Source organism: Citrobacter sp. XY323 (assembly GCF_025106035.1).
GTDB lineage: Bacteria > Pseudomonadota > Gammaproteobacteria > Enterobacterales > Enterobacteriaceae > Citrobacter > Citrobacter braakii.
The window spans coordinates 43690-60076 of sequence record NZ_JANYUK010000018.1; the positions used below are offsets into that span (position 1 = coordinate 43690).

Here is a 16387-nt window from a genome sequence, read left to right on the forward strand (position 1 = left end):
AAATCCACCGGTGCAGCCGTCGGAAGCGGCGTCTGGAGTTCAAAGCGTCTTGATTTGGGCAGTATCCGGAAAATTGAACCCGGTGAATAATCACCTTGTTAACCGATGTCAGGAAGTACGTGATGCCTTATGTTAGCGCCAGTGATATAAGACGGTAAATCACCATTAGCATTGTCCGCTCCACCCAACATGTTGTTTCCTTAAGGTTCTCACACCAGAAAGGACATCAACATGCAGAGCAGAGAGGACTTTTACATGATAAAGCAAATGCGCCAGCAGGGTGCGTACATTGTCGATATTGCGACTCAGGTGGGTTGCTCTGAACGGACTGTCAGACGCTATCTCAAATATCCTGAACCGCCAGCCAGAAAGACCCGCCACAAAATGGTTAAGCTGAAACCATTTATGGATTACATCGACATGCGCCTGGCAGAGAATGTCTGGAATAGCGAGGTTATCCTCGCAGAGATAAAGGCAATGGGCTATACGGGCGGACGTTCCATGCTGCGTTACTACATCCAGCCCAAACGTAAAATGCGGCCATCAAAAAGAACGGTCCGCTTTGAAACCCAGCCAGGATATCAGCTCCAGCACGACTGGGGCGAAGTCGAGGTGGAGGTTGCCGGGCAGCGGTGCAAAGTTAACTTCGCGGTTAATACGCTGGGGTTCTCCCGCCGCTTCCATGTCTTCGCCGCGCCAAAGCAGGATGCTGAGCACACCTACGAGTCACTGGTTCGCGCCTTCCGCTACTTCGGTGGTAGTGTGAAAACGGTGCTGGTTGATAACCAGAAAGCCGCAGTACTGAAGAATAACAACGGGAAAGTGGTGTTCAACTCCGGGTTCCTGTTGCTGGCCGACCACTATGACTTCCTGCCCCGGGCCCGCCGTCCGCGCAGGGCCAGAACCAAAGGCAAAGTGGAACGGATGGTGAAATATCTTAAGGAGAACTTCTTCGTCCGGTACCGCAGGTTCGACAGCGTCACCCATGTAAACCAGCAACTGGAGCAGTGGATGGCTGAAGTTGCTGATAAACGGGAGCTTCGCCAGTTCAGACAAACACCAGAGCGGCGCTTCGCACTGGAACAGGAGCATCTGCAGCCGTTGCCGGATACGGACTTCGATACCAGCTACTTCGACATCCGCCATGTGTCCTGGGACAGCTATATCGAAGTTGGCGGCAATCGTTACAGCGTTCCCGAAACGCTGTGTGGCCAGCCGGTCTCGATACGAATATCGCTGGATGATGAACTGCGGATCTACAGTAATGAGCAACTGGTGGCATCACATCGTCTCTGCTCAGCATCGTCCGGCTGGCAGACAGTGCCGGAACATCATGCCCCGCTCTGGAAGCAGGTCAGCATGGTAGAACATCGACCACTGAGTGCTTATGAGGAGTTGCTGTGATGCATGAACTTGAAGCGCTGCTGAGTCGCCTGAAAATGGAGCATCTGAGCTATCACGTAGAAAACCTGCTGGAGCAGGCGGCTAAAAAAGAGCTGAACTACCGGGAGTTCCTGTGCATGGCGCTGCAGCAGGAATGGAACGGCAGACATCAGCGCGGCATGGAGTCACGACTGAAGCAGGCGCGTCTGCCATGGGTCAAAACGCTGGAGCAGTTCGACTTCACCTTCCAGCCGGGCATCGATCGTAAGGTTGTCCGGGAGCTGGCCGGTCTGGCGTTCGTGGAACGCTGCGAGAATGTGATCCTGCTGGGTCCTCCAGGTGTCGGGAAAACCCATCTGGCCGTTGCTCTCGGCGTGAAAGCGGCGGATGCAGGGCATCGGGTACTGTTCATGCCACTGGACAGACTGATCGCAACGCTGATGAAAGCGAAACAGGAAAACCGACTGGAGCGTCAGCTACAGCAACTGAGTTATGCCCGGGTGCTGATCCTGGATGAAATAGGCTATCTGCCAATGACCAGAGAGGAAGCCAGCCTGTTCTTCCGGCTACTGAACCGTCGATATGAAAAAGCGAGCATCATCCTGACGTCAAATAAAGGCTTCGCAGACTGGGGAGAGATGTTCGGAGATAACGTACTGGCAACGGCGATCCTGGATCGGCTGCTGCATCACTCAACCACACTGAATATCAAAGGAGAAAGTTACCGGTTAAAGGAGAAACGCAAAGCTGGAGTGCTGGCCAAAAACGCAACGCCAATCAGTGACGATGAAATGGCGGAAAGCGGACAGCATCATTAAAGAAAGCATCTAGCGGGCATGAAAATGGCAAATAACGGTCACAGATCGTGGCGTTGACACCGGTGACTGTGTCCCTGATTGCCTGCCGTGGCTGTTCCTTAACAGCCTCTCCGGCCGCGACCTTTTTCTCAACATCAGACCGCTTGTGCAGTTGCTGGATCATTTCTCTTTCCCTTTGTATGGGCTGGCAATATCACGCCATTAGAACTCAAAAGCATGTCGACCGCAAAAGATCCACCTAAGCATTTTTTCAGATCAACGCGGAATGTTCTGCTCACTACAGATTATATAAACCGTGATGAGTGACATTGTCACGTAATAGGGGCCGATGTATCTGCGCGGCATTATACCTGTCACTGGGAACAGCACGGCCGCCATATCCAGCGCAAACGCCTGTGTATAAACTACCATTTTATGTCTGGCCTGGGTCTGAATGACGTTCATGGGCTAACGATGATGTAGCTGTGGCGGAAGGTATGAGGTGCCATCGGAATTGAAAAGATGCAATAAAGGAGATATTTTGTTTGAAATGATATAGTTACATTGAGTTAAATAAAAACCACAAGTAAATGTAGGTTTTTAGTTTTGTATAGAAAAAGAATAATAGTTAATATAATCCTTTTATTCTAAAGAGGTTTCTGCGGGGGACATTCTCGCAACGGAATTTTAAAATTTCCTGACCAGCAAATATCTGAACTTAACTTTGACTGATTGTGTAATCGCTTAATGTTAATTCAGATGGGATTTCAAAAAGAGCTCCTTCTGAATTAAACGGAGCTCTAAGATAACAATCCAAGAATCAGACTCACAGACAACAGTGGCTTTACGCTTATAACGTTACCTTATAGCACTCTGAAGTGAAGTGGCTTACTGAATTAATCACTGAATACCAGCGAGTCTAAAACACCTTGTCCACTATGAACTCCTCCCTCAGTTGACTCTGCTGATTTGCTACGGATCAAATACCCAGCAAAACAGGGCTCAGCGCTAGCTGCATAGTTATCTATCTGAACGGAGAAAATTCCTAATTCGCTGACCAGATCAGTAATCTGATATAACTCCCCTTTACGGACAACCAGAGAGGGTACCGATCGCGGGGCAGGATGTAATCGACGCATGAACGACCACGATTGATATTGCAGCGGGTCAAGCTTTGCCAGTTTTAACTGGATATCAGCACCAAACAGACAATGCCCACCCCCTTCACCCTGATTTTTGAGAACCCATGAATCAGAAGGAGACTCTTTTACGATGTTGATAGTATGAGGGTTAACAGGAAGCATTTCGCCCAACACCATTTTTATGGTGTTAACCTCTTCCGGTTTCAATCCGAAAGCAACCAGCTCATCGAGCCCCAAGTGAGAGAGCAACATTTGAACCCGCTTACTTGTCGCAAGCTGCTGAGCGACTGTTGCATTAACCGCAACTCGGTGCTGCTCGATCAGTACTCGTGTAGCCATTAACGCCTGACAACACTCCTTCTCATTGAGGCTGGCGGCTTCATAATCTGAGTATTGATATCCGGCACGTAAGTAGACAGTATCAAGTGGTCCTACACCGTTGAGAATTAGCCTGTTTTTGTCACCGGTTCTCAATTGATTATGAAGTTCCTGAAAAGTTTTGCGATGCGTTTCGATCCCTTTTTGCTGAAGGGCTAGCTCAAGCAAGTGCTGATCAAACACGTTGTTTTCATGTTCTTGCACTATCATCAAGAATCTGGCCGGGCCTGGATCTTCGAACTCTTGTTTAATTCTGAATGTAGCCCGGGCAAGAGCTGCTGATATCCCTTCGATGGCATGGTTTTCGACAAGTATTCCCTTTGCCTGGTGGGACCATTCAGAATAAGTAGTTGACCATTGCCTTTGTATATATTGATGTAGCTCGTGTGTCCGCTGACCAAATGGCCCCATACCGGCGGCTATGCCATTGAACTCTATTAGCTTAAAGCCATCGTGAACATCATCCATAAAGTCGCTACGCATAATGAGCAATGGTAGCCGGGGAGCTGTGCTTGAGGATGAATGGATTTGTTGATGCATGTTCAGTAAAGCTGAAAAGAAGGGATTCCCAGCTTTGATGGGATAAATGGCATCGTATAAAAAATCATGATTCTCAGAAACTGAATAGATTAATTTGCTGAGTATTTTTGCTAAGTTTTGTAAAAGCTTATAGGTTTCCCGCCTGATAGGCGTTGGCGTCAAGGTAAACGGGGTATGCACTGCAGAATACGACGATTCCTTAAAGGCGACACCATGTGTTAAGGCCCATTCGACCGCATCATCCTTGATTTTCTGAAGGTCAAGAGTATTCATTTTACGTCCCCTGATTATTACCTGACGTATCATTAAACATTGTTACCAGGATTCCTAGACTATAAAATTTGGTTGATTACTTCAATAGTTCTTGTAGCATTGAATTATGAAAAAAGATACTGCAACTCAAGTTTTTGAATCCCTGGCTTCTGACATCCGACTGGATATCTATCGCTTGCTGGTGAAAGCCGGGCCACAGGGCATGGTCGCCGGGCAAATAGCGTCAAGCCTTGCCATTGCTCCAAATAATTTATCGTTTCATCTCAAAGCGATGACACGTGTCGGATTGCTTTCAGTTGAACAAGAAGGTCGTTTTCAGCGCTATAGGGCGAATATCACTTTGATGCTGGAACTGATTTCCTTCCTGACAGAAGAATGTTGCTCCGGTCATCCGGAAAAATGCATATCTCTGCACACGGAGCTCAATTGCACATCTTCAGATGTCCTTTGCTCTCACCCAGAAAAAAATAAGGGCTAATTTTATGAACGTATTATTTCTTTGTACCGGTAACTCTTGTCGCTCCATTCTGGCTGAAGCAACGTTCAACCATCTTGCACCGGAGGGCTGGCATAGCATGAGTGCAGGAAGTCATCCAACCGGGCATGTACATCCTCGCTCACTTGCTTTGCTGCAACATGAAGGCATCTCCACCATAGGTTGCTACAGTAAATCGTGGGAAAGTTTGCCACTGGTACCAGATATCGTAATCAGTGTCTGTGGCTATGCAGCAAATGAAACTTGTCCTACCTATTTGGGACTTGTACTACGAAGCCATTGGGGGGTTGATGACCCGGCTCGTGTTACAGGTACAGATGAGGAGATTAATGCGGCTTTTATAAAGGCATATACCATCCTTCGAGCACGCATCGAGGCGTTTTTTACTCTTCCGTTGGCTGAGTTGCAAAAAGATAAAACCATGTTTAAAGCTGAACTGGATCGTATCGGCAATTTGATAGGTTAAGAATTTTTCCGTTTTTATGGTCTTTTAGGTGTAGAAACAAATAAATGAGCAAGCTATAACACGTCCTAATGCCTGGGCATACTGTAGTGGTGTAAATGATATCCAGCAGATGGTAGATGAAGACGGGAGCAAAGTGGTGGTTGATTTACGTGCCGAATCGACGGGTTACACTGCGCATCAACCTGAGATGCAGCGGGTGAATATACCATTAAGTGATCATACTGAAGTGCCAGAGGAGCAACTGTTTCGTAAAGCGATTTTTGCTGTGGTGGATACCAATCAAAAAGGGAAAAAAGTTGTATTTCATAGTGCCGCAAGTAAGGGGAAAAAATAATGTTTTAATTATATTCAATGTGAGGGATCCATCCCCCATCCAGTCTAACCAGACACCGCCTGGAGCGTTTCTGCTGAAGCCTCTCTCTCACGCGACTTGGCAGCAGCTAGGAGACTGTAATTTAAATTGTGTATCTTCCTGTTACATTTAAATCATTCCCTTGATGTTTTAAACATAACAGGAATATTTACGTTCCACTGCCAATCAAACCAATTAGAGATTTACTTTCTGCTACTCATCTTTTTCGGCAGTACTGCGCATGGCATCTTGCATCCAAGATGCCTTCAACATGTTTGTTTGTACAATGCCATCAATTTCCGAGAATACAGGTTCAGATAATGACTTAAACAGGCACTCAGGCATACTTTCAAAAAGCCAGCCAACTATCTTGTTGATATGCATCATCGCCCCCTTAGTCGCTTATCAAAATTATAGTTGAATACATTCGATTTTACAGATATGTTGTTAACTATTTCTGGGCAGCGATTACTGTAATCAGATGTCCACATACGGAGTAAGAATGTGCAGTTCTCCACCTTTCCGCTTTCCAAAAAGCTGAGGGCAGAGGCATGAATACGATACAGTTGCTGACATCTTCGGAATGCTAAAGTGGCGAGTTACCTTACTATTAATAGATAAATTGGGATGCTGGCGTTTCACTGTTAGGTTATACAGTATTTACACTCATATGTCGGTCTGAGTGATATCTGGTGGCAGTATGGATTGTCTTTAACTCGTTAAAAAAGGCATGGTATACATATGATTATTCAGATTTGTTTGGTGATGAGAGGAACATCTTTTTCTTTGTACCGAGAATTCCTATCGTTCCATTCTAGTCTGGCTGAAGCGACATTTAACGCGCTATGACCAGCATAAGTGCAGGCCCCCAACTGAAAGGATAGGGGGGTCTTTGTCCTGCGACAGCAGAGCAATAACATTTAGCGATGTATTAGCAGCAAAATGACCACTGGTTCTTGAACTGCTAACCTATGACCGTCTGAAAATGAAGGGTAAAGCGTTGCAATGACGAACACAATGTACAGTGTTCTTTTCTTGTGTTCTGGTAACTCGGCACAAATCATCTTTGCGGAGGTATTAATGAACCTGCTTAGTGACGGCATTTTTTAAGCATTCAGTGCCGGTTCTAATCCGGCCAGTTCGCCTCACCCCATGACACTCAGCATACTAAAAGGTCAGGGGGCAATACTGATACTTTACAGAGTGTAACATATGCAGGATTTTCAGCATTCGAGTGGTCCGCGTATTGATTTTATCTTTACATATTGTAGAAAAATGTCAGGCGAGGATTGTCTCGTGTTTCCTGGTGGAGCAATAAATAAAGGGCTCCAACTTTAGTTGAAGGTGATGATAAAGATAATTAATACGCCTTTGTTGGTATCGAATAGAAGATAATTACTCGCATCCGGGTTTTTAATCCTTTCACTTTATAAAATTGATAGTCTTTCATTACAAAATCAAATTCAACTAATGTGGGACACTGAATCTGAGGGCAGTTATGTATCCAATAGTAAAAATACTGGGAGTGTGTTTTGAAAATTAATGCAATTGCTCTGATTATATCTACCGTAGTTGGTATTTTATCAACTAGGATATTGTTCACATTCTATGATAATATGTTAGGAAACACTGCATTATTTGATACCGACATGTATGCAATATTGTTAATAGGTGCGCTTATTCAATATTTAGTATACTACTACCTTAAAAAGGTGATCAAATAACACTCTGTGTAACTATATGTTTTTGAGATGTTAAAATTCTATTCTTTGTCTTTTTTCTTTAACTGAAAGGTAAAAGGATTAAATCATATTTAAAGTCAAACAGGTTTGTTTGGAATGTTTAGCAGGTAAAAATTCACCAATATTTTTCAGGAGCTAAAAAAGTAAATGAGTAAGCAATATCACGCCCTATTACCTGGGCATATCTACTGCGGTGGTGTAAATGATATCCAGCAAATGGTAGATGAAGATGGGATCGAAGTGGTGGTTGATTTACGTGCTGAATCGACGGGTTGTGCTGCACATCAACCAGAGGTGCAATGGGTGCATATATCATTAAGTGATCATGCTGAAGAGCCTGAGGAGCAACTGTTTCATAAAGCGATTTTTGCTGTAGTAGATGCCTATCAAAAGGGGAAAAAGGTTGCATTTCATTGTGGTGCAGGCAGGGGGCGAACAGGAACTGTAGCAGCAGGAGTTTTACTGGAATTGAAGATCTGCAAATCTTTACCAGAGGCCGTAGAACTGGCCAAATCAAAACGTCCAGTATTGAATATTAAACCAATTCAATATGAGGCATTAACTCTCCTTTATCCTGCCTGACTAAATTATGAATCGCCACAGAATACCAGGTAATGTGCCAGCCAGGTAAGCACTGAGAGCCAGATTAATATTTTAGACTGGCTCTATTTCTGAAAATATCTATGTAGTTACATTTTGATTCAAGAATCAATCGATAGTAAATAATCAAGTCCTGATAAACACTCCTCCAGACATTCAGCTACAACTTTAATATAAGGATCAGTTTGACTGCCTAATAAATGAGTATACCCTTTCAGACCAGGTAAGTGAGCACATATAAATCCCTTTAAAATGCTCCAGGTATCGGGGGTGTTTAAATTTTCATTTGTCAGCACACAACTTATAAAAAGCAATTCCACACCAAAATGGTCACCAGGAACATGTTTATGTACCATCGGCAATTTGATGTTAAGCATAGAGGGAGCAAAATTGAATTTTTGATAGAAGTCTTCTTCTTCTGCTCCCCCTTCAAAGCTTGCTGCAGGAAATTGCCAGATGTCTCCATGACGTAAGCCATTACTGAAGACATGATTATAGGGTGGACAAAACAAACCAGATTGTGGGAAGCAGAAATAGTCATAAAACGCCTGCTGACATTCTTTAATCGCAAGGTTTTGCCCTGTACATTGCTTTATCCAGTCAATAAGCTCTTGTTCAGGGCTTTTGAGTAGTAAGGATCCAGCAATATCACAGGTTCTTCTCAACTCTTCCACTTCACACATACTTGCCCCCTACGCTTTGATAATTTTAGCTCGTGTATTAAAGAAACTGCTACTGCCACCAATTGGATCCATAAGCGGCATCCCCCATACATCTGGATCCAGTCGCATAATTGGATTTAAATTTATCCCCGCAGCCCGGATTTTACTGCCTTTAATTCGCTTCCCACCAATATCAATATCAGTTGCTCCGTAGCCCCAATGGCCATAGCCAACGATAAAGCTGATCACTCCGGGTGCAACACCATCTCTGAGCTTTACTTCACAACGCCTGCGCCCTTCAACAGTTTCGACCCATACACTATCACCGGTTTTCAAACCAAGAGCTTTCCCATCCTCGGTATTAATTTCAGCCCAGTTTGTCGGCTGTATCTCTCGGATAAAACTGTTGGAAGACAATCGGGACTGCGTCTGAAGTGCACTTTTTCGGGTCAATATTGTAAAATCCATACCTTTGCCCTGATCGAGCTCATCCACTTTTTTCCCCATCATAGTGAGGGATGGTTGCCAAAGTGCAGTTCCTGAAAAACGTTCACCGGTAAAACTATTTAGACCCTGAGCAATTTTTTCATTGTACATTCTGATACGGTTATTGAATTGATTTTTCAATTGCGTACCATTCCGTCTGGTAGTCACTGGCTCAAAACGACCACCGCGTGACATTAAAAATAGTACTTTTCTCCATTCATCAGACTTAAGACTACTGGAATATTTCTTCTGGTAATCTTCAAGACCGGCAATTTTTATATCATCCTCAGTTGCATCTGATACTGGTGTTCCACTATAAGCAACGTTTGCAGTACCTTTCAGATAGTAATCCTCCATTTTTTCGAGAGGCCATAGAGTTCCATTACTGTCAGGAATTGCATTTTTCCCAAACCCAGCCATGTTTAATTTCGAAGCTATATCAATAAAGAAAGTCTCAAGACAAAAATGTTGTCCCGCTTGATTCTTTCCAGTCAACGGCTCGATAACGGGATAACGTACAGCAGTCCCCTTGACCATTGTTGCTTCCAGCATCGGATGCTGGACATAACGTTCCAGATATGTAATGTCAGGGATAATATAATCTGCATACATGCTGGTATCACTAACGACAATATCACTGGCAATAATTAATGGTATTTTTGTTGGGTCACAAATCCCTCGAATAATATCTTCTTTACCCATGCCTGGAGCGCTGTATAAAGGTGTACACATATGCCACAACAGAATGTCGGCTGTATACGGATAACCTTCCAGTGCTGAAGGCAAGATATCACTGAAAATATCTTTAGTGAAAGGGAACCACGGCCTTTTAGCTGGGTAGGGGGGTTCGCCACGAGCAACCTTTGTCTTAAATTCAGTAGAGTCTTCATAACGAAAACCATCTTCACGTGTAATTTTTATACCAAATTGAGCTGGCACCAAAGAAGGAATAGCAGTCAGGTCATATACTCCCTTGTCATAAGGGAATCCACCTCCCCCGAGGGAACCACCACCACTCCAGTTCAAATTACCGATTAAGACGTTCAACTGATTTATTGCAAAACCTGTATAGTAACCGTTCGGGTGCTGTGCAATTCCACGATAAAACTCTGTGGATGCTTTCCGACCATGTTTAGTGAACTCATCAGCTAAATTGACAATATCGTCAACGCGAACACCACTGATATCGGCATAATACTCTAGAGAATAATCACTCGCTGATGTCTTTAATAAATGAAATGCTGTAGCAACTCCTATGCCATTAACATTTCCGCTATAATCCAGCATTGCTTTAACACATTTTTCCGCTAATTCCGGAATGCCAGAGAGATTAATTACGACACTGTCTTTACTGTCCCCCAAGGCAGCTTCACTAGATGTAATAAATTTCCCAAAATTAGGGTGTGTTTCATCGGTAATAATCAGGTAACTGGCATCCGTGAAACAAGTTTCACCTGCATTTTTGGCAGAAGATTGATTTGGATAACTTAAAAAATCCGTATTATGGCGATTATGTTCTATGATCCAGCTTATCATTCCCATTGCGATAGCACCATCTGTGCCTGGTCGCGGAGCAAGCCAGAACATATTTGGGTCATCCGTTATAGTTCGTGGTAATACTGGATCAATAACAGCAATTTTGCAGCCCTTTGAACGCGCCTCTGCTGAGTATTTCCCTAATGTCTGCATAGGGAAATTAGCTTCTCCAGGCGCGGTTCCCCAATACAAAACAAACTCTGACTCACAAAGATCTGCTTTAAAATTATTATGCCCAGTATATACAGCACTCGTAGCAATGTGATGGCTTAATTCGCATATATTGGTGTGTTCGTAATTATTAACAGTGCCAAAGGATTTCGCGAAGCGCGTCTGAAAATCTTTACGCGTTTTAACAATACGTCCGCTTTGTATAACAAGCTTATTAGATACTCGCCCTAAGTCATGATTGTTATCATCAATCCATTCATCACGTTTTTCGTATAATGCCCGGAATCCTTTTATCTCAAGGTTTTGACTAGCCTCATCACCTGTATCAGCGAAAATCTTTCCACCATTGACCACTTCATCGATCAGTTTTTCCCACTCAATAGGTACCCATTTATTACTTCCTCTCGGGCCAGAGCGTTTCAGGGGAACTGTCAGTCGATATGGGTCGTAAGCTGTTTGTAGACCCGCGTTCCCTCGGGCACACAGTGTACCAGGGGTATTGGCTGTGTCCACCACCGGGATATTCATATCCTTATAGTCAATCAATGTGTTCGGATGATATGGATTACCCTGTAAGCGTTCCAGTTTTCCGGTTTTACGATTCACTTTGGCTCTCAGTCCACACTCTCCATGACACTGAAGACATACAGAATGACGTACCATATAATTGGGATTTATAACATGCTGGCCAGTTTCTTTATCAAGCAACCATTCGGGTTCAGTTGACTGACCATAAAAGGTTGATTTTGCTTGCTCTCCTGCATCTGAGAATGTACCTGCACGGTAAAATACTTTGCCATAAATACTGGCACCAACACCTACACCTAGCGCGGCACAACCTGTAAGAAAATGACGTCTGTTCATTTAATTTCTCCTCCTGTCTGTGCCGGATATTTGTGTTGGAAATTCTCATAAAGCAATATGACTAAAGCAAGAATACCTGCCATAAAAAATATACTACCAACAGAATATAAATATTCTTTTGGTTCGGGGTGATAAGTAAAGACTCCGGCACTGCTACGACTCGTTCCCTGCCCCCCAACCAACAAAAGAAAACGAACACCCCAGGCAGAGATAGCAGATAGAATAATGATAATTGTGTAGTGGAGTTTATTTTTAGATTTAATTACAGAAATCATAACGCAAGCTAAAACTAACGCTCCCACAGTAATTATCTGCGTTGCTAAATAGTTAGAATCAAGTAAACCAAAGGAGGCGCTAATAGTTTCTCCCGCAAAGACATGCCCCCACCAGGTGAATAGCAATAAGATAAACATAGTAATAAGCATCACACCAAGCCCGCAATAAGATGAAATTACTGCCGGTTGTTCATTACTATGTTTAGAAACTAAACTGTAGGCTATAAATCCAGTATAAAGTCCACTAAGTAACATTAAGACTGCAGACAGTGGTGTATTCCAGAGTGCAATACCATGTTCATTAGTCATGAATATTCCAGAGTACATCCCTAAAAATATCCCAGTTCCTATAAGAAGGATTTTCGTTAATTTATCAACAAAAACAGACAGCTTTAATGGCGTGAGTTGCAGGATTAGTAGTAGGCAAAACAGGGGTAAAATCAGTACGCCATATTTTATTATTGAACCGTACCAGTGTTCCCAACCATATATAAACCCATAAATTAACCGGCCGGGTTGTTGTACCTCTGCTAATACATTTAATATACCTCCAAACGCTAATGCAAAAGCCAATGCTACAGGTAAAAGGTTAGTCTTTGACTGACTCCCCCAGTTAAGGAAGGACCAGATAACAGCGAGACCTCCTGATGCACCTAACAATAACGAGTAATTAATAAAAAGCAAGCCAAATGGAGATTGATGTGCAATATTTAAAATGGTCGTCATCATGATTTACTCCTGATTTACCCAGGGGAGTTCCTGATCGAAAACATCAGAAAACTCTTTCGTCCAAGTCTTACTTTTTATGTCTTCTCCTACAGTCATTTCATTGTTTAACCCAATATAAAATACCTGAGGCTTGTTACCCGTTGCTGGATTCAAAACATTTGTTATATGATCTGAATATAATTTATGCACTTCACTTTCTTTGTCATTCAGATCACCAAAAACCCTTGCTGCACCGACACAAGTTTCGACACAGGCAGGGACGAGGCCCTGTTCTATACGATGCGCGCAAAAGGTACATTTATCAGCTGTTTTGGTTTCAGTATTAATAAAACGAGCATCATAAGGGCAGGCAGTAACACAGGCACCACAGCCCCAACAAATATCCTGATTGATAAGAACAATGCCATCATTGCGTTTAAACGTAGCACCTGTTGGACAAACAGGGACACAGCTAGGGTTTTCACAATGGTTACATAGACGCGGAAGAAACTGTCTTTTGGTTTTTGGATATTGACCAACTTCAATATCGGCGACCCAGGTTCTGAATTGCCCTGGCGGAGCGTGATTCTCGATTTTGCAACTGACAGTACATGCCTGACAACCTACGCATTTACGCAGATCTATGACCATACACCAGTGCTGTTTTTTTTCAGTAATTCTTGGGGTTGCCTGAGCAGGAGCTATAACAAGTGCAGCTCCAGTCGCAATGGCTAATGTAGATATAAGTTTCCGTTTTTGGGAATCTTTTGGAGAGTCGTCATCATCGGTATTCATAGTTACCCTTCAATTTATTGTTTACATAAATATGAATAAAAAGACATAACAAAAGAAAACAGATGTAGTATGGGTGTATGAACTTGTCATTGTTTTGACATTTATCAATTATATTCGTTTATGCATATGTGTTGTTGATTTTCATCTCCGCAGGAGATATTGTTACCTAAACGAACAGGAGGAATGATGTCGCTTACTTCCCTACAACTCTTTAAGAATCTGTCTGATGAAACACGTCTGGGTATTGTTCTCATACTCAGAACTATGGGGGAGTTGTGCGTATGTGATCTTTGCACTGCACTTGATCAATCACAGCCTAAGATCTCCCGGCATCTGGCTATGTTGCGAGAAAGTGGGATTTTGCTTGATAGTAAACACGGTAAATGGGTTCATTACCGGTTGTCCCCACACATTCCTTCATGGGCTGCACAGATTATTGAGCAGGCCTGGTTAAGCCAACAGGACGATCTTCAGGCCATCGCCCGCAAACTGGCTTCAGTCAACTGCACTAACAGCAGTAAGGCTATTTGTATTTAAAAATTTGCCTGAATATATATGATTTTCCACATATGAGGTATTGAGAATGAAAACGCTAGCGGTATTCGACCCGGCAATGTGTTGTAGCACCGGAGTCTGCGGTACTGATGTCGATCAGGCTCTGGTTGATTTTTCCGCGGATGTGCAATGGCTGAAACAACGAGGTGTTCAGGTAGATCGTTTCAATCTGGCACAGCAACCGATGAGCTTTGTCCAGAACGAGAAAGTTAAAGCATTTATTGAGGCTTCTGGTGCGGAAGGGCTGCCATTACTGTTACTGGATGGCGAAACAGTGATGGCCGGGCGTTATCCGAAACGGGCTGAACTTGCACGGTGGTTTGGAATTCCGCTGGAGAAAGTAGGATTAGCGCCTTCAGGCTGCTGCGGTGGTAATACTTCTTGTTGTTAAGTATGTCAGGAGGACATATGAAATTCTTACAGAACATCCCCCCTTATCTGTTTTTTACTGGTAAAGGAGGCGTTGGTAAAACCTCTATTTCCTGCGCCACGGCGATCCGTCTGGCAGAACAGGGTAAACGAGTGCTGCTGGTCAGTACCGATCCGGCCTCAAACGTAGGCCAGGTCTTTGGCCAGGTTATTGGCAATACTATTCAGCCAATAGCCACTGTTCCTGGATTGTCGGCACTTGAGATTGATCCTCAGGCCGCTGCGCAACAGTACCGGGCCAGAATCGTTGACCCAATTAAAGGTGTCCTGCCTGATGACGTCGTTAGCAGCATCAACGAACAACTGTCTGGTGCATGCACAACAGAGATTGCGGCTTTTGATGAGTTTACCGGATTACTGACAGACGCCTCTTTGCTGACCCGGTTTGACCATATCATCTTTGATACCGCGCCAACCGGCCATACTATTCGCCTTCTCCAGTTGCCTGGAGCCTGGAGCAGCTTTATTGACAGCAATCCCGAGGGCGCATCCTGCCTCGGCCCGATGGCGGGGCTGGAAAAACAGCGTGAACAGTATGCCCATGCCGTTGAAGCACTGTCCGACCCAGCGCGTACCCGCCTGGTTTTAGTTGCCAGACTGCAAAAATCCACCCTGCAAGAAGTCGCCCGAACTCATTTAGAACTCGCCGCAATTGGCCTTAAAAATCAGTACCTGGTCATTAATGGCGTTCTGCCCAAAACTGAAGCGGCAAACGATACACTGGCTGCGGCTATATGGGACCGTGAACAGGAGGCGCTGGCCAATCTTCCTTCTGACCTTTCCGGTCTGCCAACTGACACGTTATTCCTCCAACCACTCAATATGGTCGGCGTGGCTGCATTAAGTGGGCTTCTCTCCTCTCAGCCTGAGGCAGCATCATCTTCTGAAGAATACATTCAGCAACGACCTGAAATTCCGTCGCTCTCAGCGTTAGTCGATGATATTGCCCGTAACGAACATGGTCTGATAATGCTAATGGGCAAAGGCGGTGTGGGGAAAACCACGATGGCGGCAGCCATTGCCGTCAGACTGGCCGAAATGGGATTTGATGTCCATCTGACCACCTCAGATCCAGCAGCACACCTCAGCACAACCCTGAACGGTAGCCTTAACAATCTGCAGGTCAGCAGAATCGATCCTCACGAGGAAACAGAACGCTATCGTCAGCATGTTCTTGATACCAAGGGTGGAGAACTGGATGAAGCGGGTAAACGCCTGCTGGAAGAAGATTTACGCTCTCCTTGTACCGAAGAGATTGCGGTCTTCCAGGCCTTTTCACGGGTGATTCGTGAAGCGGGTAAGCGCTTCGTGGTCATGGATACGGCACCCACCGGGCATACGCTACTGCTGCTGGATGCCACCGGGGCGTATCACCGCGAAATAGCTAAGAAAATGGGCGATAAAGGCCATTTCACCACGCCAATGATGCAGCTTCAGGATCCGGAGCGAACCAAAGTGTTACTGGTCACGCTGCCGGAAACCACGCCCGTGCTTGAGGCGGCAAATTTGCAGACTGACCTTGAACGCGCAGGGATTCATCCCTGGGGCTGGATTATCAATAACAGCCTTTCTATTGCGGATACCCGTTCGCCGCTGCTTCGTCTGCGGGCGCAACAGGAACTTCCGCAGATCGAGAGCGTTAAACTCCAGCATGCCAGTCGCGTAGCTCTTGTTCCTGTACTGGCATCAGAACCGACCGGCATCGACAAACTCAAACAACTCGCTGGTTAATTATTG

General features: G+C 44.5%; 15 protein-coding genes. 9 read left to right on the forward strand and 6 right to left on the reverse strand.

The window, feature by feature from the left end:
• Positions 1–231: 231 nt before the first annotated feature.
• Together istA and istB are read left to right on the forward strand one after the other, a co-directional pair.
• Positions 232–1404 (forward strand): IS21 family transposase, encoded by a 1173-nt coding sequence (gene istA / locus N0B36_RS21845; RefSeq protein ID WP_086530015.1) that lies wholly within the window; start codon positions 232–234, stop codon positions 1402–1404.
• Complete coding sequence (istB, locus tag N0B36_RS21850; protein WP_001750026.1) at positions 1404–2201, forward strand: IS21-like element helper ATPase IstB; 798 nt, start codon at positions 1404–1406, stop codon at positions 2199–2201. The genes istA and istB overlap by 1 nt, the downstream gene beginning before the upstream one ends.
• 875 nt (positions 2202–3076) lie before the next feature.
• On the opposite strand, the gene N0B36_RS21855 is transcribed toward istB, so the two are convergent.
• Complete coding sequence (locus N0B36_RS21855; RefSeq protein WP_057102349.1) at positions 3077–4513, reverse strand: glutathione synthase; 1437 nt, start codon at positions 4511–4513, stop codon at positions 3077–3079.
• Between the two features lie 106 nt (positions 4514–4619).
• Between N0B36_RS21855 and N0B36_RS21860 the strand changes: the two genes are divergently transcribed.
• From N0B36_RS21860 to N0B36_RS21870, 3 genes are all read left to right on the forward strand, one after another.
• Complete coding sequence (locus N0B36_RS21860) at positions 4620–4991, forward strand: helix-turn-helix transcriptional regulator (protein ID WP_057103093.1); 372 nt, start codon at positions 4620–4622, stop codon at positions 4989–4991.
• 4 nt (positions 4992–4995) lie between these two features.
• Complete coding sequence (locus N0B36_RS21865) at positions 4996–5475, forward strand: arsenate reductase ArsC (protein ID WP_057102352.1); 480 nt, start codon at positions 4996–4998, stop codon at positions 5473–5475.
• A 109-nt stretch (positions 5476–5584) separates the two neighbouring features.
• Positions 5585–5809, forward strand: a complete 225-nt coding sequence (locus N0B36_RS21870; RefSeq protein WP_057102348.1) for a hypothetical protein — start codon at positions 5585–5587, stop codon at positions 5807–5809.
• 231 nt (positions 5810–6040) lie between these two features.
• Here N0B36_RS21870 and N0B36_RS21875 read toward each other — a convergent pair whose 3' ends face one another.
• On the reverse strand, positions 6041–6214 hold the full coding sequence (locus N0B36_RS21875) for a hypothetical protein (RefSeq protein ID WP_156485358.1): 174 nt from the start codon (positions 6212–6214) through the stop codon (positions 6041–6043).
• 1502 nt (positions 6215–7716) lie between these two features.
• Here N0B36_RS21875 and N0B36_RS21880 point away from each other — a divergent pair.
• Positions 7717–8151 carry a dual specificity protein phosphatase family protein gene (locus N0B36_RS21880; RefSeq protein ID WP_057102346.1) on the forward strand — a complete coding sequence of 145 codons (435 nt, stop codon included), beginning with the start codon at positions 7717–7719 and terminating at the stop codon, positions 8149–8151.
• A 119-nt stretch (positions 8152–8270) separates the two neighbouring features.
• Here N0B36_RS21880 and N0B36_RS21885 read toward each other — a convergent pair whose 3' ends face one another.
• From N0B36_RS21885 to dsrO, 4 genes are read right to left on the reverse strand one after another with little or no spacing between them, the layout of a single operon-like run.
• Positions 8271–8852 (reverse strand): hypothetical protein, encoded by a 582-nt coding sequence (locus N0B36_RS21885; protein WP_057102345.1) that lies wholly within the window; start codon positions 8850–8852, stop codon positions 8271–8273.
• 9 nt (positions 8853–8861) lie between these two features.
• Positions 8862–11888: a molybdopterin-dependent oxidoreductase gene (locus N0B36_RS21890; protein ID WP_057102344.1), complete on the reverse strand. Its 3027-nt coding sequence runs from the start codon at positions 11886–11888 to the stop codon at positions 8862–8864.
• Positions 11885–12892: a hypothetical protein gene (locus tag N0B36_RS21895; RefSeq protein WP_259688949.1), complete on the reverse strand. Its 1008-nt coding sequence runs from the start codon at positions 12890–12892 to the stop codon at positions 11885–11887. The genes N0B36_RS21890 and N0B36_RS21895 overlap by 4 nt, the downstream gene beginning before the upstream one ends.
• 3 nt (positions 12893–12895) lie before the next feature.
• Positions 12896–13666 (reverse strand): sulfate reduction electron transfer complex DsrMKJOP subunit DsrO, encoded by a 771-nt coding sequence (gene dsrO / locus N0B36_RS21900; RefSeq protein ID WP_058805867.1) that lies wholly within the window; start codon positions 13664–13666, stop codon positions 12896–12898.
• A 186-nt stretch (positions 13667–13852) separates the two neighbouring features.
• Here dsrO and N0B36_RS21905 point away from each other — a divergent pair, with 186 nt between their 5' ends.
• Genes N0B36_RS21905 through arsA form a run of 3 tightly spaced genes read left to right on the forward strand, consistent with a single transcriptional unit; the run spans position 13853 to position 16381 of the window.
• Entirely contained in the window at positions 13853–14203 is a 351-nt protein-coding gene (locus tag N0B36_RS21905) for a transcriptional regulator (RefSeq protein ID WP_032288320.1), read from the forward strand.
• Between the two features lie 46 nt (positions 14204–14249).
• Entirely contained in the window at positions 14250–14612 is a 363-nt protein-coding gene (gene arsD, locus N0B36_RS21910; RefSeq protein ID WP_032288321.1) for an arsenite efflux transporter metallochaperone ArsD, read from the forward strand.
• Between the two features lie 17 nt (positions 14613–14629).
• Positions 14630–16381, forward strand: coding sequence for an arsenite efflux transporter ATPase subunit ArsA (gene arsA, locus N0B36_RS21915; protein WP_259688950.1), 1752 nt, complete (start codon positions 14630–14632; stop codon positions 16379–16381).
• Positions 16382–16387: the final 6 nt, after the last annotated feature.